Annotated in this window: 22 protein-coding genes; 11 read left to right on the top strand and 11 right to left on the bottom strand. The window is 36.4% G+C overall.

Annotated features, from left to right (window positions below):
• Window positions 1–68: 68 nt before the first annotated feature.
• The 5 genes from CW752_RS04790 to CW752_RS04770 all read right to left on the bottom strand — a co-directional run bounded on the left by CW752_RS04790 (window position 69) and on the right by CW752_RS04770 (window position 7,348).
• The gene (locus tag CW752_RS04790) at window positions 69–1,409 is read right to left on the bottom strand and encodes a T9SS type A sorting domain-containing protein (protein ID WP_101238623.1); all 1,341 of its coding nucleotides are present in this window, start codon (window positions 1,407–1,409) and stop codon (window positions 69–71) included.
• A gap of 82 nt (window positions 1,410–1,491) precedes the next feature.
• Window positions 1,492–3,033: a protein adenylyltransferase SelO gene (locus tag CW752_RS04785; RefSeq protein ID WP_101238622.1), complete on the bottom strand. Its 1,542-nt coding sequence runs from the start codon at window positions 3,031–3,033 to the stop codon at window positions 1,492–1,494.
• Between the two features lie 75 nt (window positions 3,034–3,108).
• Window positions 3,109–5,490, bottom strand: coding sequence for a transglycosylase domain-containing protein (locus CW752_RS04780; protein WP_101238621.1), 2,382 nt, complete (start codon window positions 5,488–5,490; stop codon window positions 3,109–3,111).
• Window positions 5,491–5,496: 6 nt separating this feature from the next.
• Entirely contained in the window at window positions 5,497–5,961 is a 465-nt protein-coding gene (locus CW752_RS04775; protein WP_101238620.1) for a gliding motility lipoprotein GldH, read from the bottom strand.
• Window positions 5,954–7,348: a stage 0 sporulation family protein gene (locus CW752_RS04770; RefSeq protein WP_101238619.1), complete on the bottom strand. Its 1,395-nt coding sequence runs from the start codon at window positions 7,346–7,348 to the stop codon at window positions 5,954–5,956. The genes CW752_RS04775 and CW752_RS04770 overlap by 8 nt, the downstream gene beginning before the upstream one ends.
• Window positions 7,349–7,817: 469 nt before the next feature.
• Here CW752_RS04770 and CW752_RS04765 point away from each other — a divergent pair, with 469 nt between their 5' ends.
• The 5 genes from CW752_RS04765 (at window position 7,818) to CW752_RS04745 (ending at window position 13,836) form a co-directional block, all read left to right on the top strand.
• Window positions 7,818–9,053, top strand: coding sequence for an OmpP1/FadL family transporter (locus tag CW752_RS04765; RefSeq protein ID WP_101238618.1), 1,236 nt, complete (start codon window positions 7,818–7,820; stop codon window positions 9,051–9,053).
• A gap of 10 nt (window positions 9,054–9,063) precedes the next feature.
• Window positions 9,064–10,623: a G-D-S-L family lipolytic protein gene (locus CW752_RS04760; protein ID WP_101238617.1), complete on the top strand. Its 1,560-nt coding sequence runs from the start codon at window positions 9,064–9,066 to the stop codon at window positions 10,621–10,623.
• Between the two features lie 85 nt (window positions 10,624–10,708).
• Entirely contained in the window at window positions 10,709–11,647 is a 939-nt protein-coding gene (locus tag CW752_RS04755; protein WP_101238616.1) for a ribose-phosphate pyrophosphokinase, read from the top strand.
• A 56-nt stretch (window positions 11,648–11,703) separates the two neighbouring features.
• The gene (locus CW752_RS04750; protein ID WP_101238615.1) at window positions 11,704–12,345 is read left to right on the top strand and encodes a 50S ribosomal protein L25/general stress protein Ctc; all 642 of its coding nucleotides are present in this window, start codon (window positions 11,704–11,706) and stop codon (window positions 12,343–12,345) included.
• Between the two features lie 270 nt (window positions 12,346–12,615).
• The gene (locus CW752_RS04745) at window positions 12,616–13,836 is read left to right on the top strand and encodes a cysteine desulfurase (protein ID WP_101238614.1); all 1,221 of its coding nucleotides are present in this window, start codon (window positions 12,616–12,618) and stop codon (window positions 13,834–13,836) included.
• Between the two features lie 41 nt (window positions 13,837–13,877).
• On the opposite strand, the gene CW752_RS04740 is transcribed toward CW752_RS04745, so the two are convergent.
• The 6 genes from CW752_RS04740 to hemA all read right to left on the bottom strand — a co-directional run bounded on the left by CW752_RS04740 (window position 13,878) and on the right by hemA (window position 19,193).
• Window positions 13,878–14,534 (bottom strand): hypothetical protein, encoded by a 657-nt coding sequence (locus tag CW752_RS04740; RefSeq protein ID WP_101238613.1) that lies wholly within the window; start codon window positions 14,532–14,534, stop codon window positions 13,878–13,880.
• A gap of 240 nt (window positions 14,535–14,774) precedes the next feature.
• The gene (gene hemE, locus CW752_RS04735) at window positions 14,775–15,812 is read right to left on the bottom strand and encodes a uroporphyrinogen decarboxylase (protein ID WP_101238612.1); all 1,038 of its coding nucleotides are present in this window, start codon (window positions 15,810–15,812) and stop codon (window positions 14,775–14,777) included.
• Window positions 15,813–15,815: 3 nt separating this feature from the next.
• Window positions 15,816–16,283 (bottom strand): hypothetical protein, encoded by a 468-nt coding sequence (locus CW752_RS04730; RefSeq protein ID WP_101238611.1) that lies wholly within the window; start codon window positions 16,281–16,283, stop codon window positions 15,816–15,818.
• Window positions 16,280–16,966 (bottom strand): uroporphyrinogen-III synthase, encoded by a 687-nt coding sequence (locus CW752_RS04725; RefSeq protein WP_101238610.1) that lies wholly within the window; start codon window positions 16,964–16,966, stop codon window positions 16,280–16,282. Before CW752_RS04725 ends, CW752_RS04730 begins: the two co-directional genes overlap by 4 nt.
• A 57-nt stretch (window positions 16,967–17,023) precedes the next feature.
• A complete protein-coding gene (gene hemC / locus CW752_RS04720) occupies window positions 17,024–17,932 on the bottom strand; it encodes a hydroxymethylbilane synthase (RefSeq protein WP_101238609.1) in 909 nt (302 codons plus the stop codon).
• Complete coding sequence (gene hemA / locus CW752_RS04715) at window positions 17,919–19,193, bottom strand: glutamyl-tRNA reductase (protein WP_101238608.1); 1,275 nt, start codon at window positions 19,191–19,193, stop codon at window positions 17,919–17,921. Before hemA ends, hemC begins: the two co-directional genes overlap by 14 nt.
• A 385-nt stretch (window positions 19,194–19,578) precedes the next feature.
• Between hemA and CW752_RS04710 the strand changes: the two genes are divergently transcribed.
• The 6 genes from CW752_RS04710 (at window position 19,579) to CW752_RS04685 (ending at window position 25,885) form a co-directional block, all read left to right on the top strand.
• On the top strand, window positions 19,579–20,604 hold the full coding sequence (locus CW752_RS04710) for a rod shape-determining protein (RefSeq protein WP_002982450.1): 1,026 nt from the start codon (window positions 19,579–19,581) through the stop codon (window positions 20,602–20,604).
• Between the two features lie 28 nt (window positions 20,605–20,632).
• On the top strand, window positions 20,633–21,484 hold the full coding sequence (mreC, locus tag CW752_RS04705) for a rod shape-determining protein MreC (RefSeq protein ID WP_101238607.1): 852 nt from the start codon (window positions 20,633–20,635) through the stop codon (window positions 21,482–21,484).
• Window positions 21,477–21,983, top strand: coding sequence for a rod shape-determining protein MreD (locus tag CW752_RS04700; RefSeq protein WP_066694303.1), 507 nt, complete (start codon window positions 21,477–21,479; stop codon window positions 21,981–21,983). The genes mreC and CW752_RS04700 overlap by 8 nt, the downstream gene beginning before the upstream one ends.
• A complete protein-coding gene (locus tag CW752_RS04695; protein ID WP_101238606.1) occupies window positions 21,980–24,007 on the top strand; it encodes a peptidoglycan D,D-transpeptidase FtsI family protein in 2,028 nt (675 codons plus the stop codon). Before CW752_RS04700 ends, CW752_RS04695 begins: the two co-directional genes overlap by 4 nt.
• Complete coding sequence (gene rodA / locus CW752_RS04690) at window positions 24,004–25,233, top strand: rod shape-determining protein RodA (protein ID WP_101238605.1); 1,230 nt, start codon at window positions 24,004–24,006, stop codon at window positions 25,231–25,233. Before CW752_RS04695 ends, rodA begins: the two co-directional genes overlap by 4 nt.
• Before the next feature lie 70 nt (window positions 25,234–25,303).
• Window positions 25,304–25,885 (top strand): pentapeptide repeat-containing protein, encoded by a 582-nt coding sequence (locus tag CW752_RS04685; RefSeq protein ID WP_101238604.1) that lies wholly within the window; start codon window positions 25,304–25,306, stop codon window positions 25,883–25,885.
• The last annotated feature ends 105 nt before the right edge of the window (window positions 25,886–25,990 follow it).

Genomic DNA, 25,990 nt, shown 5'->3' with positions numbered 1-25,990 from the left:
AAAATTTTTGCAAAAGTAAAATAAAAAACCACCAAATTGGTGGTTTTAAAAATATTGTATCAATGTTCTTATTTTTTGATGAGTTTTTCTGTTGTAGAAGATCCATCGGAGAACTCTACTTTCATTAAATAAGTTCCTTTTGGTAAAGACGAAATATCTGCTCTTTCAGATTCTGTTTGGGTGATGATTTTTCCTGAAAGGTCAAAGATTGAAGCTGTTCTGATTTTTTTATCCGTTTTAATATTGATTTCTCCGTTTGTAGGATTAGGATAAATAGATATACCGGAATGTTTAAGTGTTGCGTTTTCGGTTGTAGCAAGGTTTAGTGTCGACTTATACATTCCTCCAACCGTTGCTGAAGTATTAAAGCCTCCCGAATAACAGGTGCTGGCATCGGAGCATCTTACTCCTAAATGTTGTACAGCCGTGTCTAAAGGTGACCATGTAGTTCCATTGTCGCTGCTTTTCCATGAACCGCCGGTGGTTCCATCTGAGCTTACTGCTAATAAAATATTACTTCCTGGAACATAGGTGATATCACTAATTTTATTGCTTGCCGCAATTCCGGTGAATGTTACCTGTGTCCACGTTGTTCCTCCATCAGTTGTCCTGTGAAACTGTAAGCCGGTAGGAGTGGTCCCACTAAAAGTTTTTCTCATGATCATTCCTGTGTTGGCATTGCTCCATGCCATATCGCCATTTACTGAACTTCCCCCAAAATCACTGATGATGGTATTGGTTGCCAATGCGGACCAGGTTTGTCCTTTGTCGGTTGTTTTGAAAATTCGTCCTTTCCCTGTATAGAAAAAGAAGTTATTGCCAACAGCGTAATATCCTCCGTTGTATCCGTATTCATTAGCTAAAGGGTCCGGCATACTGGCCGCAGGAACTCTTGTCCAAGTTGTTCCACCGTTAGCGGTTGTGTATACCTCAAATTCCCCACCTTCAGGATCTCCGCCCATAATACCGTTATTGGCGTCAAAAAAATGAACGTAATTGGTCCAGGATTCCCCGGGAGTAGTTAGCATTTGTTGAGGAACCCAGGTTGCGCCACCGTCACTGGTTTTCCAGACTCCTCCCATTCCATCAACATCGTCAAATGCTGCTACCCACGCAGTTGTGGCGCTTACACCTGAGATATTAGTGATTCTTAAAGCGGGATTGCCGATATTGATTGTTCCTGCTGTCCATGTTGTCCCTCCGTTAGATGTTTTGGTAAATTCCTGTACATTGGTTGTGGCTCCTGATCCATTGTAGGCAAAAGCCCAAACGGTATTTGCGTCATATACTTCCAATCCGCTGATCCCTCTTGAGGATGTTGCGAATCCTGAATTTTGTGTACCCCAATACTGAGAAAAAGCAGAAGAGCTGATCAGTAAAGCAGTAATAGATAATAGAATTTTTTTCATGTTAATAATTTTCACTAAAATTAGTAAAAATATTAATACTATGATGTTAATTCAATAAAACAGTGAAAAATGTGGTATTTCGTTAAGAGCTGCAGGAAAGTGTAGAACATCCGGTAATGTCGTTGTAATCGGACGGACGTGTAACAGAAAACTCAGGATAAAGTTCCTTGTAAGGATTTTCTAAAGCTAATGTTAGCTTTTTTAATATGTCCGTAGTCCCATTATTGATTTCCTCAATGCATTCATAGAGTAAATAATTTCTAAGGATAAATTTTGGGTTTGTTTCGCCCATCATTGTGAGAGCCTCATCTTGTGAAATGTTATTTAAATTTAATCTCAACAGGTAAGCCTTAACAAAGTTTTCAAGTTTTTTTTGTTTTTCCTCATTCAGTGGAATGTAGGAGATATCTTTAAAATGTAATTGAATATTGGTTTCAAAAGATAATTTCTCTAATCGATTGAAGAATAGAGTGTAATCTAATTGTAACTCTTGCATTAATGCTTGCCAATTGATGAAAAATTCTTCGTCGTCTTTTTGTAGTGTGTCAAATCCAAATTTTCTACAAAGCATGCGATCATGTTTTTCCCAGAAATAAGTCCCATATTGATTGAGTGCGTCCTCTAAAAATTTTTCATCTTTTATCAATGGATGAAGGGCATTGGCAAGTTGCCATAGATTCCATTGCGAGATCTGGCCTTGTTTTCCAAAAGCATATCTTCTTCCAGGAAGATCGGTGGTGTTAGGAGTAAAATTTAAATCATATTCATCCATCATTGAATAAGGCCCATAATCAATAGTCAACCCCAGAATTGACATGTTGTCCGTATTCATAACACCATGTACGAATCCAACTCTGAACCATTCAACCATTAAATCTGCTGTGCGGTTACAGATGTTTTGGAAAAAGTCTTTATATTTCTGATCACCTGATGAAGTAATTTCCGGAAAATAGTTTTCGATGGCGAAATCAGCAAGTTCTTGTAACGTTTTATATTCTGCCTGGGCAGACATCAATTCAAAATGTCCAAAGCGAAGAAAACTTTCGGCGGTTCTTATGATTACGGCTCCTTTTTCCAGTTGTGGATTCCCATTGTACATCATATCTCGAACGACATCTTCTCCTGTAAGGGTTAAGCTTAAAGCTTTTGTTGTTGGAACTCCTAAATGGTACATTGCTTCACTCATCAGGTATTCCCGAACTGAAGACCTTAAAACAGCTCTTCCGTCTGCATGTCTTGAATAGGGAGTAGCACCTGCTCCTTTCCATTGGATTTCAGTTTTCTTACCCGAATTATTGATGATTTCTCCTGCAAGAATGGCTCTCCCGTCTCCAAGTTGCCCAGCCCAATTGCCAAACTGATGCCCTGCGTAAGCTGTTGCATAGCTTTGAATGTTTTCAGGAAGGTCATTGCCAGCTAAAAAGCTTAGATCTTGCTCCTCGAATTTTCCTAATCCTATCTCTTCTGAAAGTGTTTCGTTAAAAGCAATGAGCTGTGGCGCATCGAACCCGGCAGGTTTGATGGTGGCAAATAAAACTTTTGGAGTGTTTCTCTGCATAGGATTGTTGGAAAAATCTCCGGGAAATTTCTTGATAAATGGTTGGCTGATGCTTTCAATATTCATACATCAAAGGTATTAATTATAAAAGAAAAGACCCTCCAAATTATTGAAAGGTCTTATATATTTCTAAAAGAGAATTTATTTATTGAAATCTACTTCATCGTTGGAGTGAAGATTTTCATTAATGTTTTCTTCTTTCTTTTCTACGTGTTTTTTAGGGGCAGAAGGTTCTGCCGGTCTAGGGTTTTTAATCTCATCAATGGTTTGGAGACTTCCGTCGTCACCATATCCTCCGCTTAAACCTTTAAGATTAGAACACCCGTCTTTCCAGTCAGAAGGTTTGGTAAACTTGTCATCCGGAGTTACTCCTAAAGTTTTATCGGCCCAAACTTTTTTCATAAAGATCGCCCAAATTGGTAATGCCATTTTAGCACCCTGACCTTCTCCCGTTCCAAAGAAGTGGGTTGCTCTGTCTTCCCATCCAACCCATGCTCCGGTTGCCAGTTTAGGAGTGATTCCCATAAACCAACCGTCTGAGTTATTCTGTGTTGTACCTGTTTTAGCAGCAATTTCGACTCCTTTTGAGATTCCTCTTCTTCCCAATTCTCCTGAAGCGGTACCATATTGCGCAACACCCTTCATTAATTCGATCATGGTGTATGCATATAATGGATTCATTACTTCTTTAGGTTCTACATTTACCTCTTTGATTACTCTTGCATTGGCGTCTTCAATTCTCCAGATCATTTCCGGTTTGTTATAGTTACCATAGTTTGCAAAAGTACTGTAAGCTCCTAGCATCTCGTAAATGGTAATGTCTGATGAACCTAGTGCAATAGTATTATTTCTTGGAATATCTTCTGTTACTCCCAAATCTCTTGCTGTCTGAATAACGGCATCTACACCTGTCATTTCAATAAGTCTGGCTGCAATCGGGTTTTGAGAGTGTGCTAATCCGTCTTTTAAAGTAAGCATTCCGCCTCTTCCCGGTACATGCCATCCGTTATGGTCATAAGTTCCGTTAGACACTGCTGAACAAGGAGTCATTCCTAGCTTCATAATTGCCGTTGCATATACAAAAGGTTTGAAGGTAGATCCTACCTGTCTTTTACCTTGTTTAATATGGTCATATTGGAAGTGTTGCCAATCGATACCACCTACCCAAGCTTTAATTTCTCCGGTTCCCGGAACCATTGACATTAAGCCTGCCTGAGCAATTTGTTTGTGATACCTGATGGAATCCCAAGGAGACATTTCAACCTCTTCTTCTCCTGCCCATGTAAATCTGGAAGTTTTAATAGGTTTTTTGAACTCCATCATAATGGAATCTTCAGGCATACCATCGGCTTTTAAAAGCTTATATCGCCCGGTTCTTTTCATAGCCTGAACCATTACATCGTTGATTTGTTTATCTGTCAGATAGTAGAAAGGTCTGTTTTTTCTTCCTCTTTGTTCAGCATCAAATCTCTTTTGAAGATCAGTTAAGTGTTCCTTGATCGCTTCTTCTGCATATTTTTGCATTTTAGAATCAAGGGTTACATATATTTTTAAACCATCTTTGTAAAGGTTAAGTTTCTTCCCGGTTTCCTTTTCGTTAGCCTCAAGATACTTGTCAATTTCTTTTCTTAAATAGAACTTGTAATACGCAGAATATCCGTCGGTAATACTCTTGATAGGGTGGAAGTCTACTGTGATAGGAGTGTTGGCTGCTTTTTCATACGTTGCAGCATCAATATATCCTGTTTTTTGCATTTGATCCAATACAACATTTCTTCTTTCCTTTGCTTTTTCAGGATATCTGTAAGGGTTGTTTTTTCTTGGATTTTCCAGCATAGCAACAAAAGTAGCGGCTTCAGGTAACGTAAGTTCTGAAGTTTTCTTATTAAAATATACTCTTGAAGCCATTTCAATACCATTGGCATTGAAAAGGAAGTCAAATTTATTGAAGTAAAGAGTGATAATCTCTTCTTTTGTATATCTTTTTTCAAGACTTACGGCAACAACCCATTCTTTTAATTTCTGGAAAGCTCTTTCAAATTTATTCTGAGAAGCTGTTCCTGTGAAAAGAAGTTTAGCAAGCTGTTGGGTAATCGTGGAACCTCCTCCACGTCCTCCTCCGTATGCAACGGCTCTGGCGATAGAGTATAGGTCGATCCCCGAGTGTTCTTTAAAACGCTCATCTTCTTTAGCCTGAAGTGCATAAATAAGATAAGGCGGGAGATCTTTATAAACAATAGGCTGAGTTTTTTCTTTTTCAAACTTACCTAAAGTAACACCATCTGAAGAGATGATTTCAGAAGCGACAAAGATGTCCGGATTTTCAAGTTCTTTTACATCCGGCATTTCCCCAAGGAAACCTTGAGAAACCGCAAAGAAAAGTCCTGAAATTCCTAAAACTACCGCAATGAGTCCAATCCAAATAAATGAAACCCATTTTTTCCAAGAGGTGTCTTTCTTTTTTTTGGGAGGCAGAGGAAAAGTTTTCCCCTTGCTTCCTGCATTTTTTTTGTTTTCTTCCATTTATGGTTACGGTTTAGCCGTTTCTATTTTTATTCCAACATCCTCAATTCCTGGAAGGTTATCGTTTCTCATTGCCTGAGTCAGGCCGATCTCATATTTTCCCTTTCCCGGAAATTTATAATTTATTTTATACTGAAACAATGTTTCTTTTGTGTCACCAAAGCCTGTGCCAAGCCATTCTCCGTTGGGTTTTGCCAAAATATAATTCAAAGTATCTGTTTCCTTTTTCTTATTCTGGAGATTGGTGAAGTTCACAATAAACCTTATATTACTATAAGGATAATTGTTGTTGTTTCTTACGACAAATATAATATTTTTAGGATTTTGCGGATCTGAAATTTCAAGATTAAATTTTTGTTCACTTTTCTTATTCCATTTGTTATCAACGGAATTCATTATAACATCTTCTCCAGGAGAAGAGTTACAGCTCAAGAAAAGGATAAGGGTAAATAATCCTAAAATTTTACGCATTTTTATCTTTTTTTGGAGGATATTTCTTTTTAAATTTTTTCTTATTCGGGTTGCTTTGTAGTTTTTTCTCGGCATCCGAATTAGCCTCTACTTTTTCCACAGGTCCTTTCTGTTGTGGTTGTGGTTTTTGTTGTTTAGGCTGGTTTCCGGAATGAGTATTTTGGTTTTCAGACTTTTCGGAACGTTCCGGTCTTTCTTGTCTTTCCGGTCTGTTTCTTTTTTGTCCTTGCCCTTGCCCTTGTTGATTGTTATTCTGCTTATTCTGATTCTGGTTGTTCCTGTTTCTGTTTCCTCTGTTTTTCTTTTCAAAACGGTCCACATTATTCTCCTGAATCAGGTCAATGCTATGTGTTGAAGTTTCAGGTTGTTTCAGATCTTCTAAAGGAAGTGTTTTTTCACCTCTTTTGTTTTTTGAAATCAATTTTTTAACCAGGTCAATATCAAAATCATACCAAGCAATAGAGTTCTCTACGTAGGCAAACCACATTTTCTTTTTGAAGACATCTATTTTAATACAGAATGCTTTTCCTTTTTCTGTTTCCAAAGTTGTTGAAGAAGAAGGAAAGTCGCTTAATGCATCCAGGTAGCTGTCCAATTCATAATTAAGACAACACTTAAGCTTACCGCACTGGCCTGCCAGTTTTTGAGGATTGATACTTAGTTGTTGATATCTTGCTACATTCGTATTTACAGACCTGAAGTCTGTAAGCCATGTAGAACAGCAAAGCTCACGTCCGCAAGATCCGATTCCGCCTACTTTTGCAGCTTCTTGTCTGAAACCGATTTGCTTCATATCGATTTTAGTCCTGAAGGCTCCTGCGTAATCCTTAATCAACTGTCTGAAATCTACACGATTATCGGCAGTATAATAAAACGTGATTTTTGATGCGTCGCCTTGGTATTCAACGTCGGTGACTTTCATTTCAAGGCCGATTCGTTGGGCAATTTTTCTTGCCTCAAGCTTTACGCCGTCTTCTTTTTTTCTTGCTTCCTGCCATACCTCAAGATCCTTTTGGTTGGCCTGTCTATATATTTTGAGTGCCGATTCTTCAGAAAACTTTTTCTTTTTCATCTGAATCTTTACTAATTCTCCCGTAAGGCTTACTACGCCTACATCGTGTCCCGGGCTTGATTCTACTGTGATTACACTACCTATGTGTAAAGGAATGTTATTTACATTCTTATAAAACGATTTTCTGTCATTTTTAAATCTAACTTCTACAAAATCACACCTGTTTGGTGTTGGATTGTTGATGTTAGAAAGCCAGTCAAAAACACTTAATTTATAACTATTCCCGCAGGTATTTACATTTTCACAGCCATTTGCGGTTTTTTTAGGACCACAAGAATGTGCAGAATCGCCGGATGTTTTGCATCCACAACTCATATTTTATATTTTATAATCTTGCAAATTTATGTATTTTTATCTTTATGCAATTCTAAAATACTTAAATAACCTGAATTCTGAACAAAACATTTATGTATTTTTATTAAAAAAGAATCTCAATATGGAAAGAAGCAGGGTATGAAGAGTCTTAAACACTAATAAATTTTAAATGTTTTTGAAAAGAATAGCCGTTGTCAAAAAATTAACATTTCATTATAGTATTTCTTTTTTTAGTTCTTGAATTTAGGTGTAGTATTGCTTAAATTAAACTATTGTTTAATCTTAAACGGTGAATTATATTACTCTTATCGGTGAATTTAAATGTTTAATAATGATACTTTTGTAATTTATTTTTCTCAAAGTATTATTTTAAACATAATTTTCTTTTAATTTATTGTTTAAAATATTGGCAAATATTAACACACGTATTCAAAATAATTCTATATTTGGGTTAATATAATAATAGTCTATGAAAAAAATATTAGTATCAACTGCTTTATTGGCAGGCGTTTTATCTTACGCAGGAGGCTTTAGGGTGTCTTTGCAGGGGGTAAAACAATTGGCCATGGCGCATACTAGTGCTCATGCCGAAGACGCGAGTGTGACATTTTTTAACCCGGCGGGTATGTCATTTATCCCTTCCAAACTGAGTGTAGTGGCAGGAGGGTTTGGTGCAAGTAATAAAGTTACTTTTCAGAACTTAAATACTTTACAAAGTACGGAAACGGATAACCCACTTGGAACGCCGATTTATGCAGCGATTACTTATAAACCAATGGAAAACCTATCTGTAGGTTTCAGCTTTTCAACACCTTTTGGAAGTACAATAAAATGGCCGGACAACTGGGAAGGAAAGGAAATGGTTCAGAAAATGGAACTGAAAAGTTACTATTTCCAGCCAATGATTTCTGTGAAACTGGCTCCTTGGTTGTCTTTCGGCGCAAGTTATATCTATGCAAGAGGAAAGGTAGACTGGGATAAAGCTGTAACACAATTCGACGGACAAGTTAATATCAATGATAACAAAGCGAGTGGACACGGCTATGGATTTGGTTTCTATTTCAGACCTGATCCGAAATTGGATATCAGTATTGCATATCGTTCAGCAATCGATATGAAAGCTAAGAACGGAACGGCCACATTTAAATTCCCAACTCAATCTCCTTATTCATTGCTAAAATTAAATGCAGCGGGACAGGACGGATTTTCAGCGACTCTTCCACTGGTTGACGAGTATACCATCGGTTTAACTTATAAAGTAACTCCAAAATGGTTGGTATCTGCTGACTTTAACTATCATGGATGGGAAAGATACAGCAAGCTGGTGTTAGATTTTGATAATGCGCCTATCGGGAATCAGGCAGATCCTACTGTTCTTGTGAATCCTAAGAATTTCAGAAACTCCAAAACATTCAGATTGGGAACTCAATATGCATTCTCCAATATGATTTACGGACGTTTAGGAGCTTATTATGATGAAGCACCTTATACGAATGAAAACTTTATTGCGGAGACTCCTTCATTCAATACATACGTCATTACGGGTGGGGTTGGATTTAAGTTGAAGCAATTCGGAATTGATGTTGCCGGAGGATATGCTATGCCTCAATACAGAGATGTAAATAATGCTAACCTTGGATTCTATGGACAAGCGAAAGCGAGAGCGTTCTATTTTGGACTAGGTTTATCTTACAATCCTTTTTAATTGAAAGACTATGAAAAAAATTATAATATCAACTCTTGGAATTGCTGCACTTTTGTTTACAACAAGCTGCAAGAATGATTTTGATACAGATGTGAAAGACATTCCTGTAACGAAAGGAGATGCAGATTTTTCCAAATATATATCTTTAGGAAACTCACTGACTTCCGGATATCGTGATGGAGCCCTGTATAGCAGTGGTCAAAACGAGTCTTATCCAAGCATGATTGCTATGCAGATGAAACTTGCCGGAGGTGGAGATTTTAAACAACCTTTAATACCTAATGATATTGGTGGATTTACCAATCTTCCAGGTTTTCCCGGAAAATTAACACTTCAGATCGTTAAGGGGTCTCCAACTCCTGTTCCAAGTGCTCCGGCGGCAGCATTGGATAATGTAGTTTCTGGTGCACCTTATCAAAATATGGGAGTACCGGGAGCAAAATCTTTTCACTTGGTTGCGCCTGGATATGGTAGTCAGGCTGGCCTTCAAACAGGGACTGCTAATCCTTATTTCGTAAGATTCGCTTCTTCCCCTACAACCAGTGTTTTGGCTGATGCAATGGCTCAAAAAGCTACGTTTTTCTCTCTTTGGATTGGGAATAATGATGTATTATCTTATGCAACTAACGGAGGAACGAATTCTCAGACAGTAGGCGGGGTTACAACATATAGTGTTGCTACAGTTCAGACAGGGAATTTAGATCCTACAAAATATAAATCCAATGATATTTCTGATCCTGCAGTTGTGGCAGGTTCTATTAAAGGAGTTTTGGATGGTCTTAAAAGTGTAGGAACAACAAAAGGGGTTATTGCTAATATTCCTTATGTTACTTCAGTTCCTTTCTTTACAACAGTTCCTTATAATCCTTTGACACCTGAGGCTTTGGGTGCGAATTTAGCAGCTCTTAATGCAGGGTTGTATGGTCCTTTGAAGCAGGCGCTTACAGCTTTTGGTGCAGGAGATAGAATTAATCTTCTTTCTACTACTTCGCCAAATCCTGTTTTAATTAAAGATGTGGCTCTTAAGGATTTATCAGCTCAACTTACTGCAGCTTTAACTCCTTCTTTGGGATTGCCAACTGCAACAGCATTTGGACAAATCTTTGGGCAGGCAAGACAAGCTACGAAAGATGACTTTATTCTTCTTACTACAAGTTCTGTAATTAACAGTACTGTACCTAATGCGCCGGCTCCGGTAAATATTTATGGTATTTCTTATCCATTAGAGAACCAACATGTATTAACAAAAACAGAAGCAGGTTATGTAAAAACAGCTATTGATGCTTATAATGCTTCTATCAAATCACTTGCTGATTCATACGGATTAGCTTTTGTAGATGCAAATTCTAAAATGTTGGAATTGAACGGACAATCAGGTATTTCGTTTGATGGAGTAAAATACACTGCAAAATTTGTAACAGGAGGAGCATTCTCTCTTGATGGTGTTCACCTGACGGGAAGAGGATATGCTGTAGTTGCGAATGAATTTATCAAATCCATTAACGCAAAATACAGATCGACACTTCCACAGGTAAATCCTAATAATTATTCAGGAGTTAAATTCCCATAATAATTGATAAAATAAAAACTTAGAAACCACAAGAGTAATTCTTGTGGTTTTTTTTTAAATTTGCAAAATCTTTTAAAAAGTAAAAATGGCCGATCAGTTAAGTTATCTATTTTGTACAAGAACCAGCAGGGACTTGGCAGAGAAAATTGCCCAGCATTATGGGAAAGAATTAGGGAAAATCAACTTTCAGGAGTTTAGCGACGGGGAATTTGAGCCTGTTTTAGACGAATCTGTAAGAGGGGGAAGAGTTTTCCTAATCGGATCTACGTTCCCACCCGCGGACAATCTTTTGGAACTTCTTTTAATGATTGATGCAGCAAAAAGAGCTTCTGCAAAAAGCATTACTGTAGTAATTCCTTATTTCGGACTTGCAAGACAAGACAGAAAAGACAAGCCAAGAGCGCCAATTGGTGCTAAGCTTGTTGCTAACCTTCTTACTGCAGCAGGAGCAACAAGAGTAATGACCATGGATCTTCACGCAGATCAGATTCAAGGATTCTTCGAAATTCCGGTAGATCATCTTTACGCTTCTACTATTTTCGTAGATTACATCAGATCTTTAAATCTTGAAGACCTTACAATTGCTTCTCCGGATATGGGAGGTGCAAAAAGAGCTAAGAACTATGCGGGCCACTTAGGGGCAGAAGTAGTAATTGCTTATAAAGAAAGAAAAAAGGCAAACGTTGTAGAGGAAATGTTCCTTATCGGAGATGTAACCGGTAAAAATGTAATCCTTATTGATGACATGATTGATACTGCAGGTACACTTTGCAAAGCTGCAGATATCTTAATTGAAAAAGGTGCAAAAACCGTAAGAGCAATGGCTACTCACGGAGTACTTTCAGGAAAGGCTTACGAGAATATTGAGAACTCAAAACTTCTGGAAGTTATTGTAACTGACTCAATTCCTGTTAAAAATAATTTGTCATCTAAAATAAAAGTGCTATCTTGCGCCCCATTATTTGCGGACGTTATGACAATGGTTCATGAGCACAAATCAATCAGTAGCAAATTTGTTATTTAATTGATTTTAAATAGTTTGCAGATTAAATTAAGAACAATTTTTTAAATTTTTTATAAATGAAATCTATTACAATTCAAGGTACAAAAAGAGAAAGCGTGGGCAAAAAGTCTACAAAAGCTTTACGTGATGCTGAATTAGTTCCTTGTGTTGTTTATGGAGGTGAAGCACCTTTAAACTTCTCTGCTGAAGAGAAAGCTTTCAAAGGATTAGTATACACTCCTGAAGCACACACGGTATCTATTGAAGTTGACGGAAAAACAATTCCAGCTGTTCTTCAGGATATTCAGTTTCACCCAATTACTGACAAAATTCTTCACGCAGACTTCTATCAATTAGCTGACGATAAGCCGGTTATCATGGAGGTTCCTGTAAGAATTACTGGACGTTCTAAAGGTGTTGTTGCTGGTGGTGTTTTACGTCAGTCTTTCAGAAAGTTAAAAGTAAAAGCTATTCCGGCTAACTTACCAGACGAAATCGTTGTTGATGTTACTCCATTAAGAATTGGTAACAAACTTTATGTAGGAGGTATCAAAACTGAAGGATATTCTTTCATGCACCCAGACAACGCAGTAGTAGTAGCTGTTAAGATGTCTAGAAATGCAATGAAAGGAGGTGCAGCAGCTATGGATGATGAAGATGAAGAAGAAGTTGCAACTGAAGAAGGAGCAGCTCCAGCAGAAGAAACTGCAGCAGAATAAGAATTGCTTATTTAAACAATATAAGACCTGTCAATTTATTGACAGGTTTTTTTATGGGTGAAAAGAAATTATTAAAAAGCCAATAAAAAGAAATAAGCGAATTTTGCTTTTCTTAGCTTCCTCTACCTTATTAACTTTCTTCGCAATACACCATCGAATTTTTCTATCACCTGACAAGTATCAGTGCCCAATCCAATACTTCCTTTCGAAAAAAAAGCCGTAAATTTGAAGAGTTCTAAATAAGGACGCTTTAATTTAAAAAATAAATAAATGTTTGACATTCAGGAAATAAGAAGCCAGTTTTCTATATTGGACAGAGAAGTGAACGGTAAGCCCCTGGTTTATCTGGATAATGCAGCTACATCTCAAAAGCCAAATTCGGTTTTAGAAGTCTGTCACGCATATTATACTGAGCTTAATGCTAATGTTCATAGAGGAATTCATACTCTAAGCCAATTGGCTACAGAGGAAATGGAGCTTTCCAGAAGAAAGATTCAGAAATTCATCAATGCTGAACATGATTTTGAAGTTATTTTTACAAAAGGAACAACAGAAGGGTTGAACCTTATCTCTTATATTTTAACACAGAAATTAAAGAAAGATGATGAAATCATCATTTCATATCTGGAACACCACTCCAATATTGTTCCTTGGCAATTATTGTGTGAGAGAACAGGTGCGAAGCTCCGTGTTATCCCTATCGATGAGAACGGAATCCTTCAATTAGATTATCTTGATACATTTTTAAATGAAAAAACTAAGGTTGTTTCTGTAAACCAGGTTTCCAATGCTTTGGGAATTGTAAATCCTATTGAAGAAATCATTGCTAAAACAAGAAAAAATACTGATGCTTATATCGTGATAGATGGTGCTCAATCTGCCCCTCATTTCAATATTGATGTTCAGAAGCTGGATTGTGATTTCTTTGTTTTTTCAGGTCATAAAATGTATGCGCCAATGGGAACAGGGATTTTATATGGTAAGAGAGAAATCTTAGAAGCATTGCCACCGTTCCATGGAGGAGGAGAGATGATTGCTACATGTTCTTTTGACGAAACTACTTATGCAGGACTTCCATTTAAATACGAAGCAGGAACACCCAATGTAGGTGGGAATATTGCTCTGGGAGCTGCTGTTGATTTTATGAACAGGGTAGGCCATGAGCACATTCAGAATCATGAAAATGCTTTACTTGAATATGCTCAAAGACAACTTTTAGAGATCGAAGGACTTAAGGTTTATGGTGAAAAAGCGCACAGGACAGGTGTCGTTTCATTTAATCTTGAAGGTGTGGGGATTTCTTCTGACGTGGGAATGATCCTTGATAAAATGGGGATTGCTGTAAGAACGGGACATCATTGTACACAGCCTATTATGAACTTCTTTAATATTGCCGGTACAGTAAGAGCAAGCTTTGCGGTATATAACACCTTTGAAGAAATAGATCTTTTGGTGGAAGGTGTTAAAAAGGCTCAGCGAATGTTGTCATAATAAAAAATTAACCTCTGAATGTTCAGAGGTTTTTTTTATATCTATTTCCAGAATTCCCACCATTTTGGATATACTTTAGCCGGTTTAGGTTTACTTTGGGTGTGGCTTGGAGGATTTCTGAAATGAACTTCGGGATTACTAATGTTTAGTTTATCGAAAATAATTTTGGCATGTTTGTCACCTTGAAGATGTGTTTTGATAAACATTGCTGTCATATTTTTATGACCTTCAGGGAGCTTATCGATATTACTTTCAATAAAATTTAAAATACGTTCTTTCTTTTCTTTGTAGGATACTCCTATTTTTAAATAAAATTGTAATGCATTTGATCCTCGGAATTTACTATTATTAAGGATGATTTCCTCAAGATATTGCATTTGCTCATCTTTATAATGCTGGCCTATCATGATAAGAATAATGTAAAGAAATTCTTCACAAAGGTCTCTGGGATTCATGCCGAACTCAGATTCAAAAAGATAAATGTCGGTCACATCATTCAGATTAGGAATTTTGGATACTTCTTCCATTCTGTCCAAAGCGATAACAATTTCCTCGCTTACAATATTGTTTTTCCTTTTTTGTAAAAAGAATTTTGCACTTTTTAGGATCTGATCATATGCCTCATTGTTTATAGTTTGTCTTTGTGCTTCCGATTGTCTTTTGTATTCTTCAAAATCAAAATCAGTGTTTTCGGTCATTATATTTCGGGTATTAATTTTTATTGATAATGTGGCAATATAACGAAAAGTTTAACACAAAAAAATAATCTATATGGATTGGGCGGGAGGCTGATAAATCTTAAGAAAACAGAAGAATTAAAATCCTCATCAGAACATAAAAGACCGTTGAATATAGAAAAACACCCTTTCAACTATTGAAAGAGTGTTCTGTTTATTTTACTTTGAATTTAAAGTTTTATCTAAATTTTAATCAAGAGATTAAAACTGAGTAGAAGGTTTCCATTCCACAACGGCTCTGATGAATGCTTCTGCATTTTCTACAGGAACGTTAGGTAGGATTCCGTGTCCCAGATTGGCAATGTATCTGTCTTTTCCAAAACGATTGATCATTTCATTAACCATTTTCTTGATCGTTTCAGGTGTTGAATGTAATCTTGCAGGATCAAAGTTTCCTTGTAACGTCATTGTATGGTTGGTTAATGTTCTTGCGAATTCCGGTTTAATGGTCCAGTCAACTCCAAGAGCGGAAGCTTTAGACATTGTCATATCTTCCAGGGCAAACCAACATCCTTTCCCGAATACTACGACATGGGTAAGTGGGCTTAAAGCTTCCACAATTTGATTGATATATTGCCATGAGAATTCCTGATAATCAGCAGGAGAAAGCATTCCTCCCCAGGAATCAAATACCTGTACTGCGGAAACTCCTTTTTCTACTTTTCTTTTTAGATAAGCTATTGTGGTATCAGTGATTTTTTGAAGCAATAAATGGGCAGCTTCAGGTTGTTGGAAGCAGAAAGATTTTGCGATATCAAAGGCCTTACTTCCTTTTCCTTCCACACAGTAGCAAAGGATCGTCCACGGAGAACCGGCAAAGCCGATCAATGGAATCTCATTATCCAGCTTTTGAAGGGTTAGCTCAATGGCGTCAAAAACGTATCCTAAAGTATCATTCACATCCGGAGTTACAATATTCTGAACCTGTTCCATCGTTCTGATTGGTGTGTCCAACCATGGTCCAACGGATTCTTTCATTTTGAAATCAATTCCCATTGCCTGAGGAACTACCAAAATATCGGAAAACAGGATCGCAGCATCCAAAGGAAATCTGCGGATAGGTTGTACTGTAATTTCAGCAGCGAGTTCAGGTGTCTGACATCTTGTAAAGAAATCATATTTGTCTCTTAGAGCAATGAATTCCGGTAGATATCTTCCAGCCTGTCTCATCATCCAGACAGGAGGTCTTTCAACGGTTTCTCCGCGAAGTGCTTTTAAATATAGGTCGTTTTTTATCATAATTTATTTTAAGCTCAAACTACTAACATTGCCATCGTATTGTTTGCTGACAACGAGTATTTTCATAGGCATAACATTGTATGAAGCAGGAGTACTTGCGCTCCATCCGCTCTTAGCATATGAAAGAATTACTGAATTTCCTTTTTTAACAAGACCTTTGATGTTGAATTCAGGATTCAAATTAGCATTGGTTTCTGTTCCGATTAATGCAATAACATAATCTTTAGAAAAGTCAATCATAGTGGGCATGCCATCTTTTCCCATGGTTGCAGCAGCTCCGAAGATTTCTTCAAATTCTTGTTGAGAAACAATTTTCTTTACAGCAACAGCATTGCTCTTATACGTGTTTTTTACAAAATAATTTTTTGCTTCAGTGTAAGGAACTGTAGTAGCTGTCTGATTTCCTGTTTGTGGTGTACAAGAAAAAGTGATTAATAACAATCCTACTAGTAGGGTAACTAAATTTTTCATATTTGTTTGTTTTTTAAAATTTTCACTATTAGACTCAATATTGATGCCAAATTATTGTCTTCGGAAGTAAATATTTCTTGTTGAGTATAGTTTCTTAATTCTCCGGAGGTAGTTTCTCCAATTGAAAAAAGCTTCATGCCTTCCAGGGAATTTCGTTTTGCAAAACTACGAACTCCACTTGGACTAAAAAATACCGCAGCATGATATTTTTCAGGTATTAAAGGATTGATTTCCTCCGTATTATATAAGGTGATTTTCTTGTATTTGATGTTTTGTAAAGGAAGATCGTTGTCCAGAACATTGATAGCAAGATTACCACAGAAGTGGAGGAATTGCTCGTGCTGGCAATTTCCGATGATAAATCTGGATAACATTTCTGCGTTCTTTAGAACTTTAAAAGTTCCGAAACCGTGCTTTCTTAATTCTCTCTTTGTCTTTTCTCCAACACAATAGATCTTATTGTAGTTTTTAGCCGTAAAATCTTCGTTGGGTTTAAAACGATTTTTAAAGAATGAAGCTACTCCATTTACACTAGTGAAAATCAAGGAGTAATTTTTTAACTCAAAAGGATTGATGATAATAGGCTTGGTCTTAATTACCTCAACGCAATCAACCAAAATATCCTCTCCTAATTCTTTGGATAGTATTGCTTGGTCTATATTTTTGGTAAATAAGATTTTCATACCTGTTGAGTTAGAAAATGAAAAAAGTAGTTAAACGGATTTGAAATCTAAATTAAATTAGATCTGGCTTTTGATTTCTGCCATTAATTCTTTCCCCCCGTTCTCAAGAACGACTTTTGCAAACTTTTCTCCAAAGTTTTCTGTTGGATTGTACTCGAAGTTTTCATCTACCGCAATACAGTTTTTACCATCTAAAGAGCAAAGTGCTGCCTTAAAACGGATTTGATCTTCAATGATTTCTGCAAAAGCTCCGATAGGTGCTGTACAACCTCCTTCTAAAGTGCTTAGGAAATTTCTCTCAATTTCTACACAAATTTGAGTTTTCCTGTGGTTGATTTCCTGCAGTATTTTATTAATCTCAGGTTTGTCAGAATGTCCGGCAACAGCGATAACGCCTTGGGAAGGTGCAGAGATCATTAAAGGAAGCATCTCGTAATCGATTTCCATTTTCATTCTTTTGATTCCTGCCAATGATAGAATGGTGGCATCAAAATCTCCATCTTCAAGTTTTTGAAGACGAGTCTGTATATTTCCACGGATATCTGAAAACTCAGCGGTTGGATAGTGTCTTAGCCAAAAGGCTCTTCTTCTCAAACTGCTGGTTGCCAGTTTAAGCTCATGAAATTCTTTATTTCTTGCAGATTCTTTTCTGATCAGAATGTCCTGAGGAAAGTCTCTTTCCAGATAAGCGATCATCTCAATGTTTTGAGGTAATTGAGTCGGAACATCCTTTAAAGAATGTACTGCAATATCGATTTCATCATTTAATAACGCAACATCAAGGTCTCTTGTGAAAACCCCTGTGATTCCTAAAGAGTATAACGGTTGATTAAGATTCTTATCGCCAGAAGAAACGATAGGAACTATTTCCGTTAAATAATTATTATTCTGTAGGTGCCTCGCAACCTCTCTGGCTTGCCAAAGTGCAAGTGCGGAATTTCTGGTTCCGATTCTAATGCTTTTCATTGAATTCGTTGTTTGGTTGTTCAACTAATATTTCGTGCATTAATTTACTAATTTCTTCGGCTTTTAAAGGATTATCGATGATATATTTTGCAAATCGGTTGGTAATCTTCTGGATCATCTTATCAGAAAGTTCCATGTCCGTGATGTCTATATATTTATTTTTTTTGTAAAAATTATGCATTTCGTTGCGTTCCATATTTTTTAAAACGGCTTTGAAATGATGAATATTGGGTGCCAGTTTTCTTTTTTTCTCCCATTCAATAAAATCTTTCATCAGCTCTTTGATGATTTTTTCAGCTTTAGGAATTTCTCTTTCTCTTTGTTGAATCGTTTCCTGAATTTGTTTTGAAAGCTCATCAACGTCAATCAAGGTAACGTTTTCATTTTCGATAACGTTTTTTTCAACATTATGAGGAATGGAAAGATCAATGACTAAAGTTTCTTTCCCATTTGGGAAATGAGATTGATTTATAATAGGATGCTTAGCCCCGGTTGCTACAATAAGAATGTCCGTATTTTTTAATTCCTGGTCAAAATCAGAATAATCAACATGAGGAATATTATATTTTTGAGAGATCTTTTCAGCTTTCTCCTGGGTTCTATTGGCAATTTTAATTTTGGGCTGGTAAACGTGCTTTACCAGATTTTCAACGGTATTTTGTCCGATTTCACCAACACCCAAAAGAAGGATGTTTTTTTCATTGATTCTTTTCTGGCTGTTTAAGATGTAATGCACAGCTGCATAAGAAACAGAAGCGGCACCATTGGAAATCCCTGTTTCATTCTTTATCCTTTTTGAGATCTGAATGGCAGCATTGATTGCTCTTTCCAAATAAGGATTCGAATTCTGTCTTTCTTTTTTGAAGCGATTGTATGCTTTTTTGATTTGGCCGATGATTTCAAAATCACCAATAATTTGGCTTTCAAGACCGGCAGCAACTCTGAATAGGTGAATTAACGCCTCTTCTTTGGTGAGAATATTCGCAAATTGAAGAAAATCGGTAATGTTTACTCCGATTGTTTTACAATATTCTTCGGCAACTAAAAGGTAATTAGGTGAAGTGGTATAGATTTCGGTCCTGTTACACGTGGAAACCACGAACGCATCCCCAAGATCTTCTTGATGGACCCGGGAAACAAAATTTTTGATGTTTTCATCAAAAAAAGCAAACTTTCCTCTCGTTTCAACATCGGCCTTCTCAAAGCTGATGGAAAGCACAGCAAAATTCGATGTTTGATGGATGTTGGAATACTGTAACATAAGCAGTCGCAAATTTACGCTTTTTTTAATTAATCATCCTCTGATAGTGTATATGATAATTATCGTAAAAAACTATAGAATAGTTCAGATTGGGTTTGGCTAATAAAGACAGGATTGGCAAGTGGTGAAAGAGAAATGCGACAAATTAAGAAAGAACAAATTCTTTTTTCTACTTTCTTTGTCGTTTTACCCTTTCACGATTTAGTGATTTTGTTCTTTTAACACCCCATTAATTTTGGTTGAAATCAAACTCTGTAATTGTCTAAACAGAAAGTTAATAAAGAATTATAAATTTTAACCAAATTTTAACCAAATTATGTTGTTTTGAAATTTCTTTAGTATTGTTAAATTTATATCTTTGTAAACTTAAAATCAGAAGAGAAATATGAGTTTATTTGATATGTTTACGCAAGAAATTGCGATAGACCTGGGAACTGCGAATACCCTTATCATCCATAATAATAAAATTGTTATAGATCAACCGTCAATTGTAGCAATTGAACGTTCTTCGGGTAAACCGATTGCTGTCGGTGAACAGGCTAAGCATATGCAAGGTAAAACTCACGAGGATATCAAAACGATTCGTCCATTGAAAGATGGGGTTATCGCAGATTTCCATGCTTCTGAACATATGATCAAAGAATTTATCAAAAAAATCCCCGGGATTAAAGGTAAGTTCATACAGCCTGCATTAAGAATTGTAATCTGTATTCCTTCTGGTATTACTGAAGTTGAAAAAAGAGCGGTAAGAGACTCTGCTCAAAAAGTAAATGCAAAAGAAGTAAGGTTGATTTACGAACCAATGGCTGCTGCAATTGGAGTAGGGATTGACGTTCAGAAGCCTGAAGGAAATATGATCATCGATATAGGTGGAGGTACTACAGAAATTGCCGTAGTAGCTTTGGGTGGTATCGTATGTGATAAATCTGTGAAAATTGCAGGTGACGTATTTACAAACGATATTGCTTATTACTTAAGAACTCATCATAACCTTTATATTGGAGAAAGAACTGCTGAAAGAATTAAAATTGAGGTAGGTTCTGCAGTAGAAGACCTTGATGTAGATATTGAAGATATTCCTGTACAAGGTAGAGATCTTATCACAGGTAAGCCTAAAGAAATTATGGTTGGTTATAAAGAGATTGCCCGTGCATTGGATAAATCTATTATCAGAATTGAAGATGCTGTAATGGAGACTCTTTCTCTTACTCCACCGGAATTGGCTGCTGATATCTATAAAACAGGTATTTATCTTGCCGGAGGAGGTGCGTTACTAAGAGGTCTTGCGGATAGAATTCACAAAAAGACAGGTCTCCCTGTATTTGTAGCTGAAGATCCGTTGAGAGCTGTTGTTCGTGGAACAGGTATTGCTCTTAAGAATATGGATAAATTCAATTTCTTAATTAAATAATTTTAACTTTTTACGACTATATATCTGAATGGGATTTTTGCTGAGATTATTTTCGAAGAACACTCTTTTCGTCTTCTTTATATTCCTGCAAATTATTGCTCTGGTTCTGATATTCTCTAGAAATGCCATGCAGAGATCCTGGATTGCGGGGCAAACAGCTGCGTTTAATTCCTGGGTTTCCGGATATATTGACGAAGGGGTTTCTTATCTGAAGCTTAAACAGATCAATGAAGACCTTGTAGCTCAAAATAAGGCTCTTATGACCGAACTTTATGGAAAGGATGTGAAAAAGCCTGTTTTCAAAAAAGTTCATGATACCATTGGTGGTGGGCAAATCTATACTTTTGTTGATGGAGAAATTGTTTTTAACAGCATCAATAGAAGAAATAACTATTTTACCATCAATCGTGGTCGTAGAGATGGGGTATTCCCACAAATGGGTGTGATGGCACCAAGAGGTATTGCAGGTATTGTTATTAACTCTACGGATAGCTATGCATTAGTTCAATCCGTATTAAGTGTAAATAAAATCAGAATTAATGCCGCACTGAAAAACTCGGGGTACTTTGGAACGTTAACATGGAATGGAGATAATTCCAGGGTAATGCACCTTGCAGATATCCCAAAATATGTAGCGTTGAAAATTGGAGATAGTGTCGTAACAGACGGTAAATCTGCTATTTTCCCTAAAGGGTTAATGATTGGTACTATTGCAGGATATTCTGTAGATAATAAAACCGGTTTCTGGGATATCTCAGTAGAATTGAGTGAAAAAATGGGTTCGTTGAATAAAGTATACGTAGTGAAGAATCTTAAAAAGGCAGAAGTGCAAAAGATTCAGGATACTATGCAGGCTGTAATAAAAAAAGAAAATGATTAGCAGAACTTTATTTACCGATATATTGATCATGATTTTTCTTGTCGCTTTACAAATATTTGTATTGAACAGGATTACGATATTTGGGAAATATACTCCGGTATTATATCCTGTCTTCGTCATGTTCTATCCTTTTTTCAGAAATAAATTTCAGTTTTTAGCCTTGAGCTTTTTAATCGGATTATCCATTGATGGATTCCTGTATTCATGGGGAATCAATGCATTTGCAACAACGTTGATTGCTTATTTCAGGACGTTGATATTCAGGACTTCCACGGATACCTCTACCGATTTTTTCTCTTTTCAGTCCTTACAATGGGCGCAATTTTTGCTGTTTTTATTTTCAAGTATCTTTCTGCATCAGCTTTTAGTACAATATATAGAGTTCTTTAAGTTTAGCAGATTTTTTGAAATATTATTTAATGTGTTGGTGACGAGTGTAATTTCATTTATCTTTATAGTCATTTACGCATTAATATTTAAAATCAAACAAAAAGTTTGAACACACGTTATTTAAAAATCTTTTCCGTACTTGTTGTAATCGCCCTTATTTTTGTGGCGAGACTTGCGTATTTGCAATTATTTACAGATCGTTATGCATTAAATGCAGCCAATACTTCTATTAAAACCGAATACATTATTCCACAGCGTGGAGTTATTTTTGATAGAAATGGAAAGATTATGGTGGGAAATCAGCCTGCTTATGAGATCTCTTTTACGCAAGCTTTGATGAAGCCTGATTTTGATACATTAGGATTCTGTAGTCTGATGAAAATCAGTAAGTCCGATTTTATCAACAAAATTAATATCATTAAAAAAGAGAAATATTATTCTAAGCTGACTCCGATGACTTTTTTGAAAGATCTCAGCAGAGAAGATATTGCCAGAGTACAGGAGATTATTTTTAAATATCCTGCATTTAACATTGTTCAGCGTCCTCAACGTCAGTATGAAGTTTCCACTTCAGGAAACCTTTTAGGATATACCAATGAAGTAAATGATGCTGAAATTAAAAGAGATTCCACATATTACCTGCCAGGTGATTTCATTGGTAAAAAAGGAGTTGAAAAATCTTATGAAAAAGAACTTCGTGGGGTAAAAGGAGTGAAATATATTCAAAAAGACATCAAGCTTCGAAATATCGGATCCTATAAAAATGGAACATTAGATAAAGACGTTATTACAGGTAAAGATATTACGCTGACCATTGATTATGATCTCCAAAGAATGGCAGAAGAAATGTTGGTAAATAAACATGGAGCGATTGTAGCCATTGATCCTAATAATGGAGAGATTTTAACATTAGCCTCAGGTCCGGATATTGATCCTAATTTATTTACGGGGCCTACCAAATCAAAGAATATCTACAACTTGAATAAAGATACGATCTATGAAAACAAACCAATGTTTGATAGATCTGTTCAGGCTGCCTACCCTCCGGGCTCTACCTTTAAGTTGCTGACTGCTTTGGCAGGAATGCAGATGGGGGTAATGGATGATAAAACAATTTTCCCTTGTGGAGGTGGTTTCTATTACAAAGGCTTAAGAATCAAAGGTCACGGTGGTGCCGATCCTTTGATTCCATCTATCCAGATTTCCAGTAACTGTTACTTCTCTCACGCTTACCTTGCTATTATGAACAAATATCCGGGAGATCCATCCAGGGGTGTTGATGAATGGAAGAAAATAATGAACAGTTTCGGAGTTGGAGAGTTTTTAAATAACGACTTAGCTTCGGGAGCCAAAGGAAGAATTCCAAGTGGAGAATTTTATGAAAAAAGACAGAAAGCACTAAATAAATATAGCGGTAAAAAAGACTTTAAAAATTGGGATCCTTTAGCAACGGGTGCCGTTTTTAATGGAATGGGGCAGGGGGATATTATGATTACTCCTTTACAGATTGCTAATTATGTAGCTGCTATTGCTAATAAAGGTTGGTTCTATACTCCGCATATCGTTAAATCGATTGATGGTAAACCTAATCCTGATCCAAGATTTAAAGTAAAACATAAAACACTTGTAGATCCTAAATATTTTGAGCCTGTATTGAAAGGTATGGAGGCTGTGGTATTGAGAGGGACGGCAAGAAGTTTAAAATCAAATGATTTTACTCAATTAGCAAAAACCGGTACGGCACAGGTACCACAAGGAAAGGATAACTCGATTTTCGTGTTGATCGCTCCGGCAGATAAGCCTAAAATTGTAGTTGCAGCAGTAATGGAACATGCGGGATTTGGAGCTACATGGGCAGGTCCGGCGTGTACGGTAATTGCGGAAAAATATATTACAGGTGATCTGAAAAGAGAAAATCTTTATAAGAAAATGACCAGCGCAAGCTTCATGCCTGAATATAAAAGACAATGGGTTGTTGACCTAAAGCGTAAAGGTTTGTATGTAGACCCTAAAGCGGATTCAATTAAACGTAAAAAAATACAGGATAGTCTGGAGTTTGTTAAACAACAGAAAGCTAAACTGAAACAAAAAATAGAAGAAGAAACTAAAAACGCTAAACCTGCAAAACAATGAAATGGACGGAAGGAATAGATAAATTAGGCCTTGGGCTGTATTTCCTGCTTTGCATTTTTGCGATTGCAAATATTTACAGTGTTGACCAAAAACTAGGAGAGAAACAGTTTGTATTTTTCTGTATTTCTTTAGTGGTAGGATTAGTGATCTTTGTCGGAAGAAGTAAGTTCTTTGAAAATATGGCAGGTATCATTTATATTGGTGGTGTTTTGCTATTGATAGGGCTTTTTCCCTTTGGTAAGGAGATTCTTGGCCAGAAGAACTGGTATAAATTCGGGAGTTTTACGATGCAACCTGTAGAGTTTGCTAAAATAGGGACCGCCCTGATGCTTGCCAATTATGTTTCCGGTCCTGATTTTAATCTTAAAAACAGGAAGTCTCTTCTGACTGCTTTGGCGATTATCGGTATTCCTGCCGTTGTGGTACTCGCGATCCCTGATGTGGGGTCTATGCTTGTATTTATTGCCTTTTTTATTGCTTTATATAGAGAAGGGCTGAGTGGTTTCCTGTTTGGGCTAGGTTTTATTTTTGCAGCAGTGTTCCTTATTTCTTTGGCTATTCCTCCTGTATATGTTGCCGCAGCAGTTGTATTGATTGCAGGAGTGCTTATTGCTATGAATTATCATAGGATGTCCTGGGATGTGATTACCATCTCCGGTATTGCGGGCTCTATTCTTTTATTATGTGGATTGGCATTCGGTTCTCCTTATATTTTAGAAAAGCTGCCTAAACACCAAAGAGAAAGAATTGAGGTGCTTTACAAAGGTGAAAAAGCTTTTAGAGATACATCAGGATATAACCTATTATATTCTAAAACTGCCATCGGATCGGGAGGAATCTGGGGGAAAGGATATCGTGAAGGTTCCGTTACCCAGGGTAAATTTGTTCCTGAACAGCAAACGGATTATATTTTCTGTGCTGTAGGTGAAGAATGGGGATTTGTTGGAAGTGCACTTTTGGTACTTTGTTATATGGTCTATATCGGGCGGATTTATTATTTGGCAGAGAAGCAAAAATCTACATTTAATCGTGTATTCGGTTATTGTTTTGCATCGATTCTGCTGATGCACTTTTCGATCAATTTAGGGATGGTGATGGGACTTTTCCCTACAGTAGGTATTCCTTTACCATACTTTAGCTATGGAGGAAGTTCTCTATTGGCGTTCTCTATGATGACTTTTATTTTCTTTAAACTTAATTATTCAGATAAAAATAGCTTAGTATAACCATTTACAAAAGCTAATATATCTATTCAACCTGTGGAAATTAAAATGGTTTCCATCAATAATTATTTCTATGAAAGAAGCTTATATTTCAGATCAAAATTTTGAAAATACAGATTTTGTGAAATTCCCATTGGAGAAAGGGGAGTATGAGAGTTGTACTTTCAGAAACTGCAATTTTGAATATGTGATACTTTCAGGGTTTAGTTTTATGGATTGTGAATTTCTTGAATGTAACCTCGGCATGGTGCAGCTTGTTAAAACAGCTTTTCGTGAAACAACTTTCAAGGAATGTAAAATGCTTGGACTTCAATTTAACAACTGTAATCCGTTTGGATTATCTTTTACATTTGATGGGTGCGCTCTGAATAATTCTGTGTTTTACCAAACCTCAATTAAGAAAACCGTTTTCAAGAATTCGAAACTTATAGATGTTGATTTTACGGAATGTGATCTGTCTAATGCTATATTTCATGGGAGTGATTTTTCCGGAGCTGTTTTCGATCATACAAACCTTGAAAAAGCTGATTTGAGGACTTCGGTTAATTATTCAATAGATCCTTCCTTAAATAGGCTTAAAAAGGCCAAATTTTCTCTTTCAGAAATACATGGTCTATTGTATAAGCTGGATATAGAAATTGATAAAAACAGCTAGCCTTTAGAAACTGATATTGGATCAGGTGTAAAACTTGAGGGCTAGATAAAAAATTAGTTAATCTGAAGAAAAAAATGAATTATCTTTTTTACGAGTAGTGCAAAT

This window comes from Chryseobacterium sp. PMSZPI, assembly GCF_002835665.1.
GTDB lineage: Bacteria > Bacteroidota > Bacteroidia > Flavobacteriales > Weeksellaceae > Chryseobacterium.
This window is presented reverse-complemented; position numbering and strand designations above follow the sequence as displayed.

What these genes read in the sequence shown, in the direction of transcription:
- CW752_RS04710 (WP_002982450.1), top strand. Translation starts at nt 19,579, where the DNA reads ATGAGTTTATTTGATATGTTTACGCAAGAAATTGCGATAGACCTGGGA.
- CW752_RS04780 (WP_101238621.1), bottom strand. Translation starts at nt 5,490, where the DNA reads ATGGAAGAAAACAAAAAAAATGCAGGAAGCAAGGGGAAAACTTTTCCT.
- rodA (WP_101238605.1), top strand. Translation starts at nt 24,004, where the DNA reads ATGAAATGGACGGAAGGAATAGATAAATTAGGCCTTGGGCTGTATTTC.
- CW752_RS04765 (WP_101238618.1), top strand. Translation starts at nt 7,818, where the DNA reads ATGAAAAAAATATTAGTATCAACTGCTTTATTGGCAGGCGTTTTATCT.
- CW752_RS04745 (WP_101238614.1), top strand. Translation starts at nt 12,616, where the DNA reads ATGTTTGACATTCAGGAAATAAGAAGCCAGTTTTCTATATTGGACAGA.
- CW752_RS04700 (WP_066694303.1), top strand. Translation starts at nt 21,477, where the DNA reads ATGATTAGCAGAACTTTATTTACCGATATATTGATCATGATTTTTCTT.
- CW752_RS04685 (WP_101238604.1), top strand. Translation starts at nt 25,304, where the DNA reads ATGAAAGAAGCTTATATTTCAGATCAAAATTTTGAAAATACAGATTTT.
- CW752_RS04785 (WP_101238622.1), bottom strand. Translation starts at nt 3,033, where the DNA reads ATGAATATTGAAAGCATCAGCCAACCATTTATCAAGAAATTTCCCGGA.
- CW752_RS04730 (WP_101238611.1), bottom strand. Translation starts at nt 16,283, where the DNA reads ATGAAAAATTTAGTTACCCTACTAGTAGGATTGTTATTAATCACTTTT.
- CW752_RS04770 (WP_101238619.1), bottom strand. Translation starts at nt 7,348, where the DNA reads ATGAGTTGTGGATGCAAAACATCCGGCGATTCTGCACATTCTTGTGGT.
- hemC (WP_101238609.1), bottom strand. Translation starts at nt 17,932, where the DNA reads ATGAAAAGCATTAGAATCGGAACCAGAAATTCCGCACTTGCACTTTGG.
- CW752_RS04740 (WP_101238613.1), bottom strand. Translation starts at nt 14,534, where the DNA reads ATGACCGAAAACACTGATTTTGATTTTGAAGAATACAAAAGACAATCG.
- hemA (WP_101238608.1), bottom strand. Translation starts at nt 19,193, where the DNA reads ATGTTACAGTATTCCAACATCCATCAAACATCGAATTTTGCTGTGCTT.
- CW752_RS04790 (WP_101238623.1), bottom strand. Translation starts at nt 1,409, where the DNA reads ATGAAAAAAATTCTATTATCTATTACTGCTTTACTGATCAGCTCTTCT.
- CW752_RS04725 (WP_101238610.1), bottom strand. Translation starts at nt 16,966, where the DNA reads ATGAAAATCTTATTTACCAAAAATATAGACCAAGCAATACTATCCAAA.
- CW752_RS04775 (WP_101238620.1), bottom strand. Translation starts at nt 5,961, where the DNA reads ATGCGTAAAATTTTAGGATTATTTACCCTTATCCTTTTCTTGAGCTGT.
- CW752_RS04755 (WP_101238616.1), top strand. Translation starts at nt 10,709, where the DNA reads ATGGCCGATCAGTTAAGTTATCTATTTTGTACAAGAACCAGCAGGGAC.
- hemE (WP_101238612.1), bottom strand. Translation starts at nt 15,812, where the DNA reads ATGATAAAAAACGACCTATATTTAAAAGCACTTCGCGGAGAAACCGTT.
- mreC (WP_101238607.1), top strand. Translation starts at nt 20,633, where the DNA reads ATGGGATTTTTGCTGAGATTATTTTCGAAGAACACTCTTTTCGTCTTC.
- CW752_RS04750 (WP_101238615.1), top strand. Translation starts at nt 11,704, where the DNA reads ATGAAATCTATTACAATTCAAGGTACAAAAAGAGAAAGCGTGGGCAAA.
- CW752_RS04760 (WP_101238617.1), top strand. Translation starts at nt 9,064, where the DNA reads ATGAAAAAAATTATAATATCAACTCTTGGAATTGCTGCACTTTTGTTT.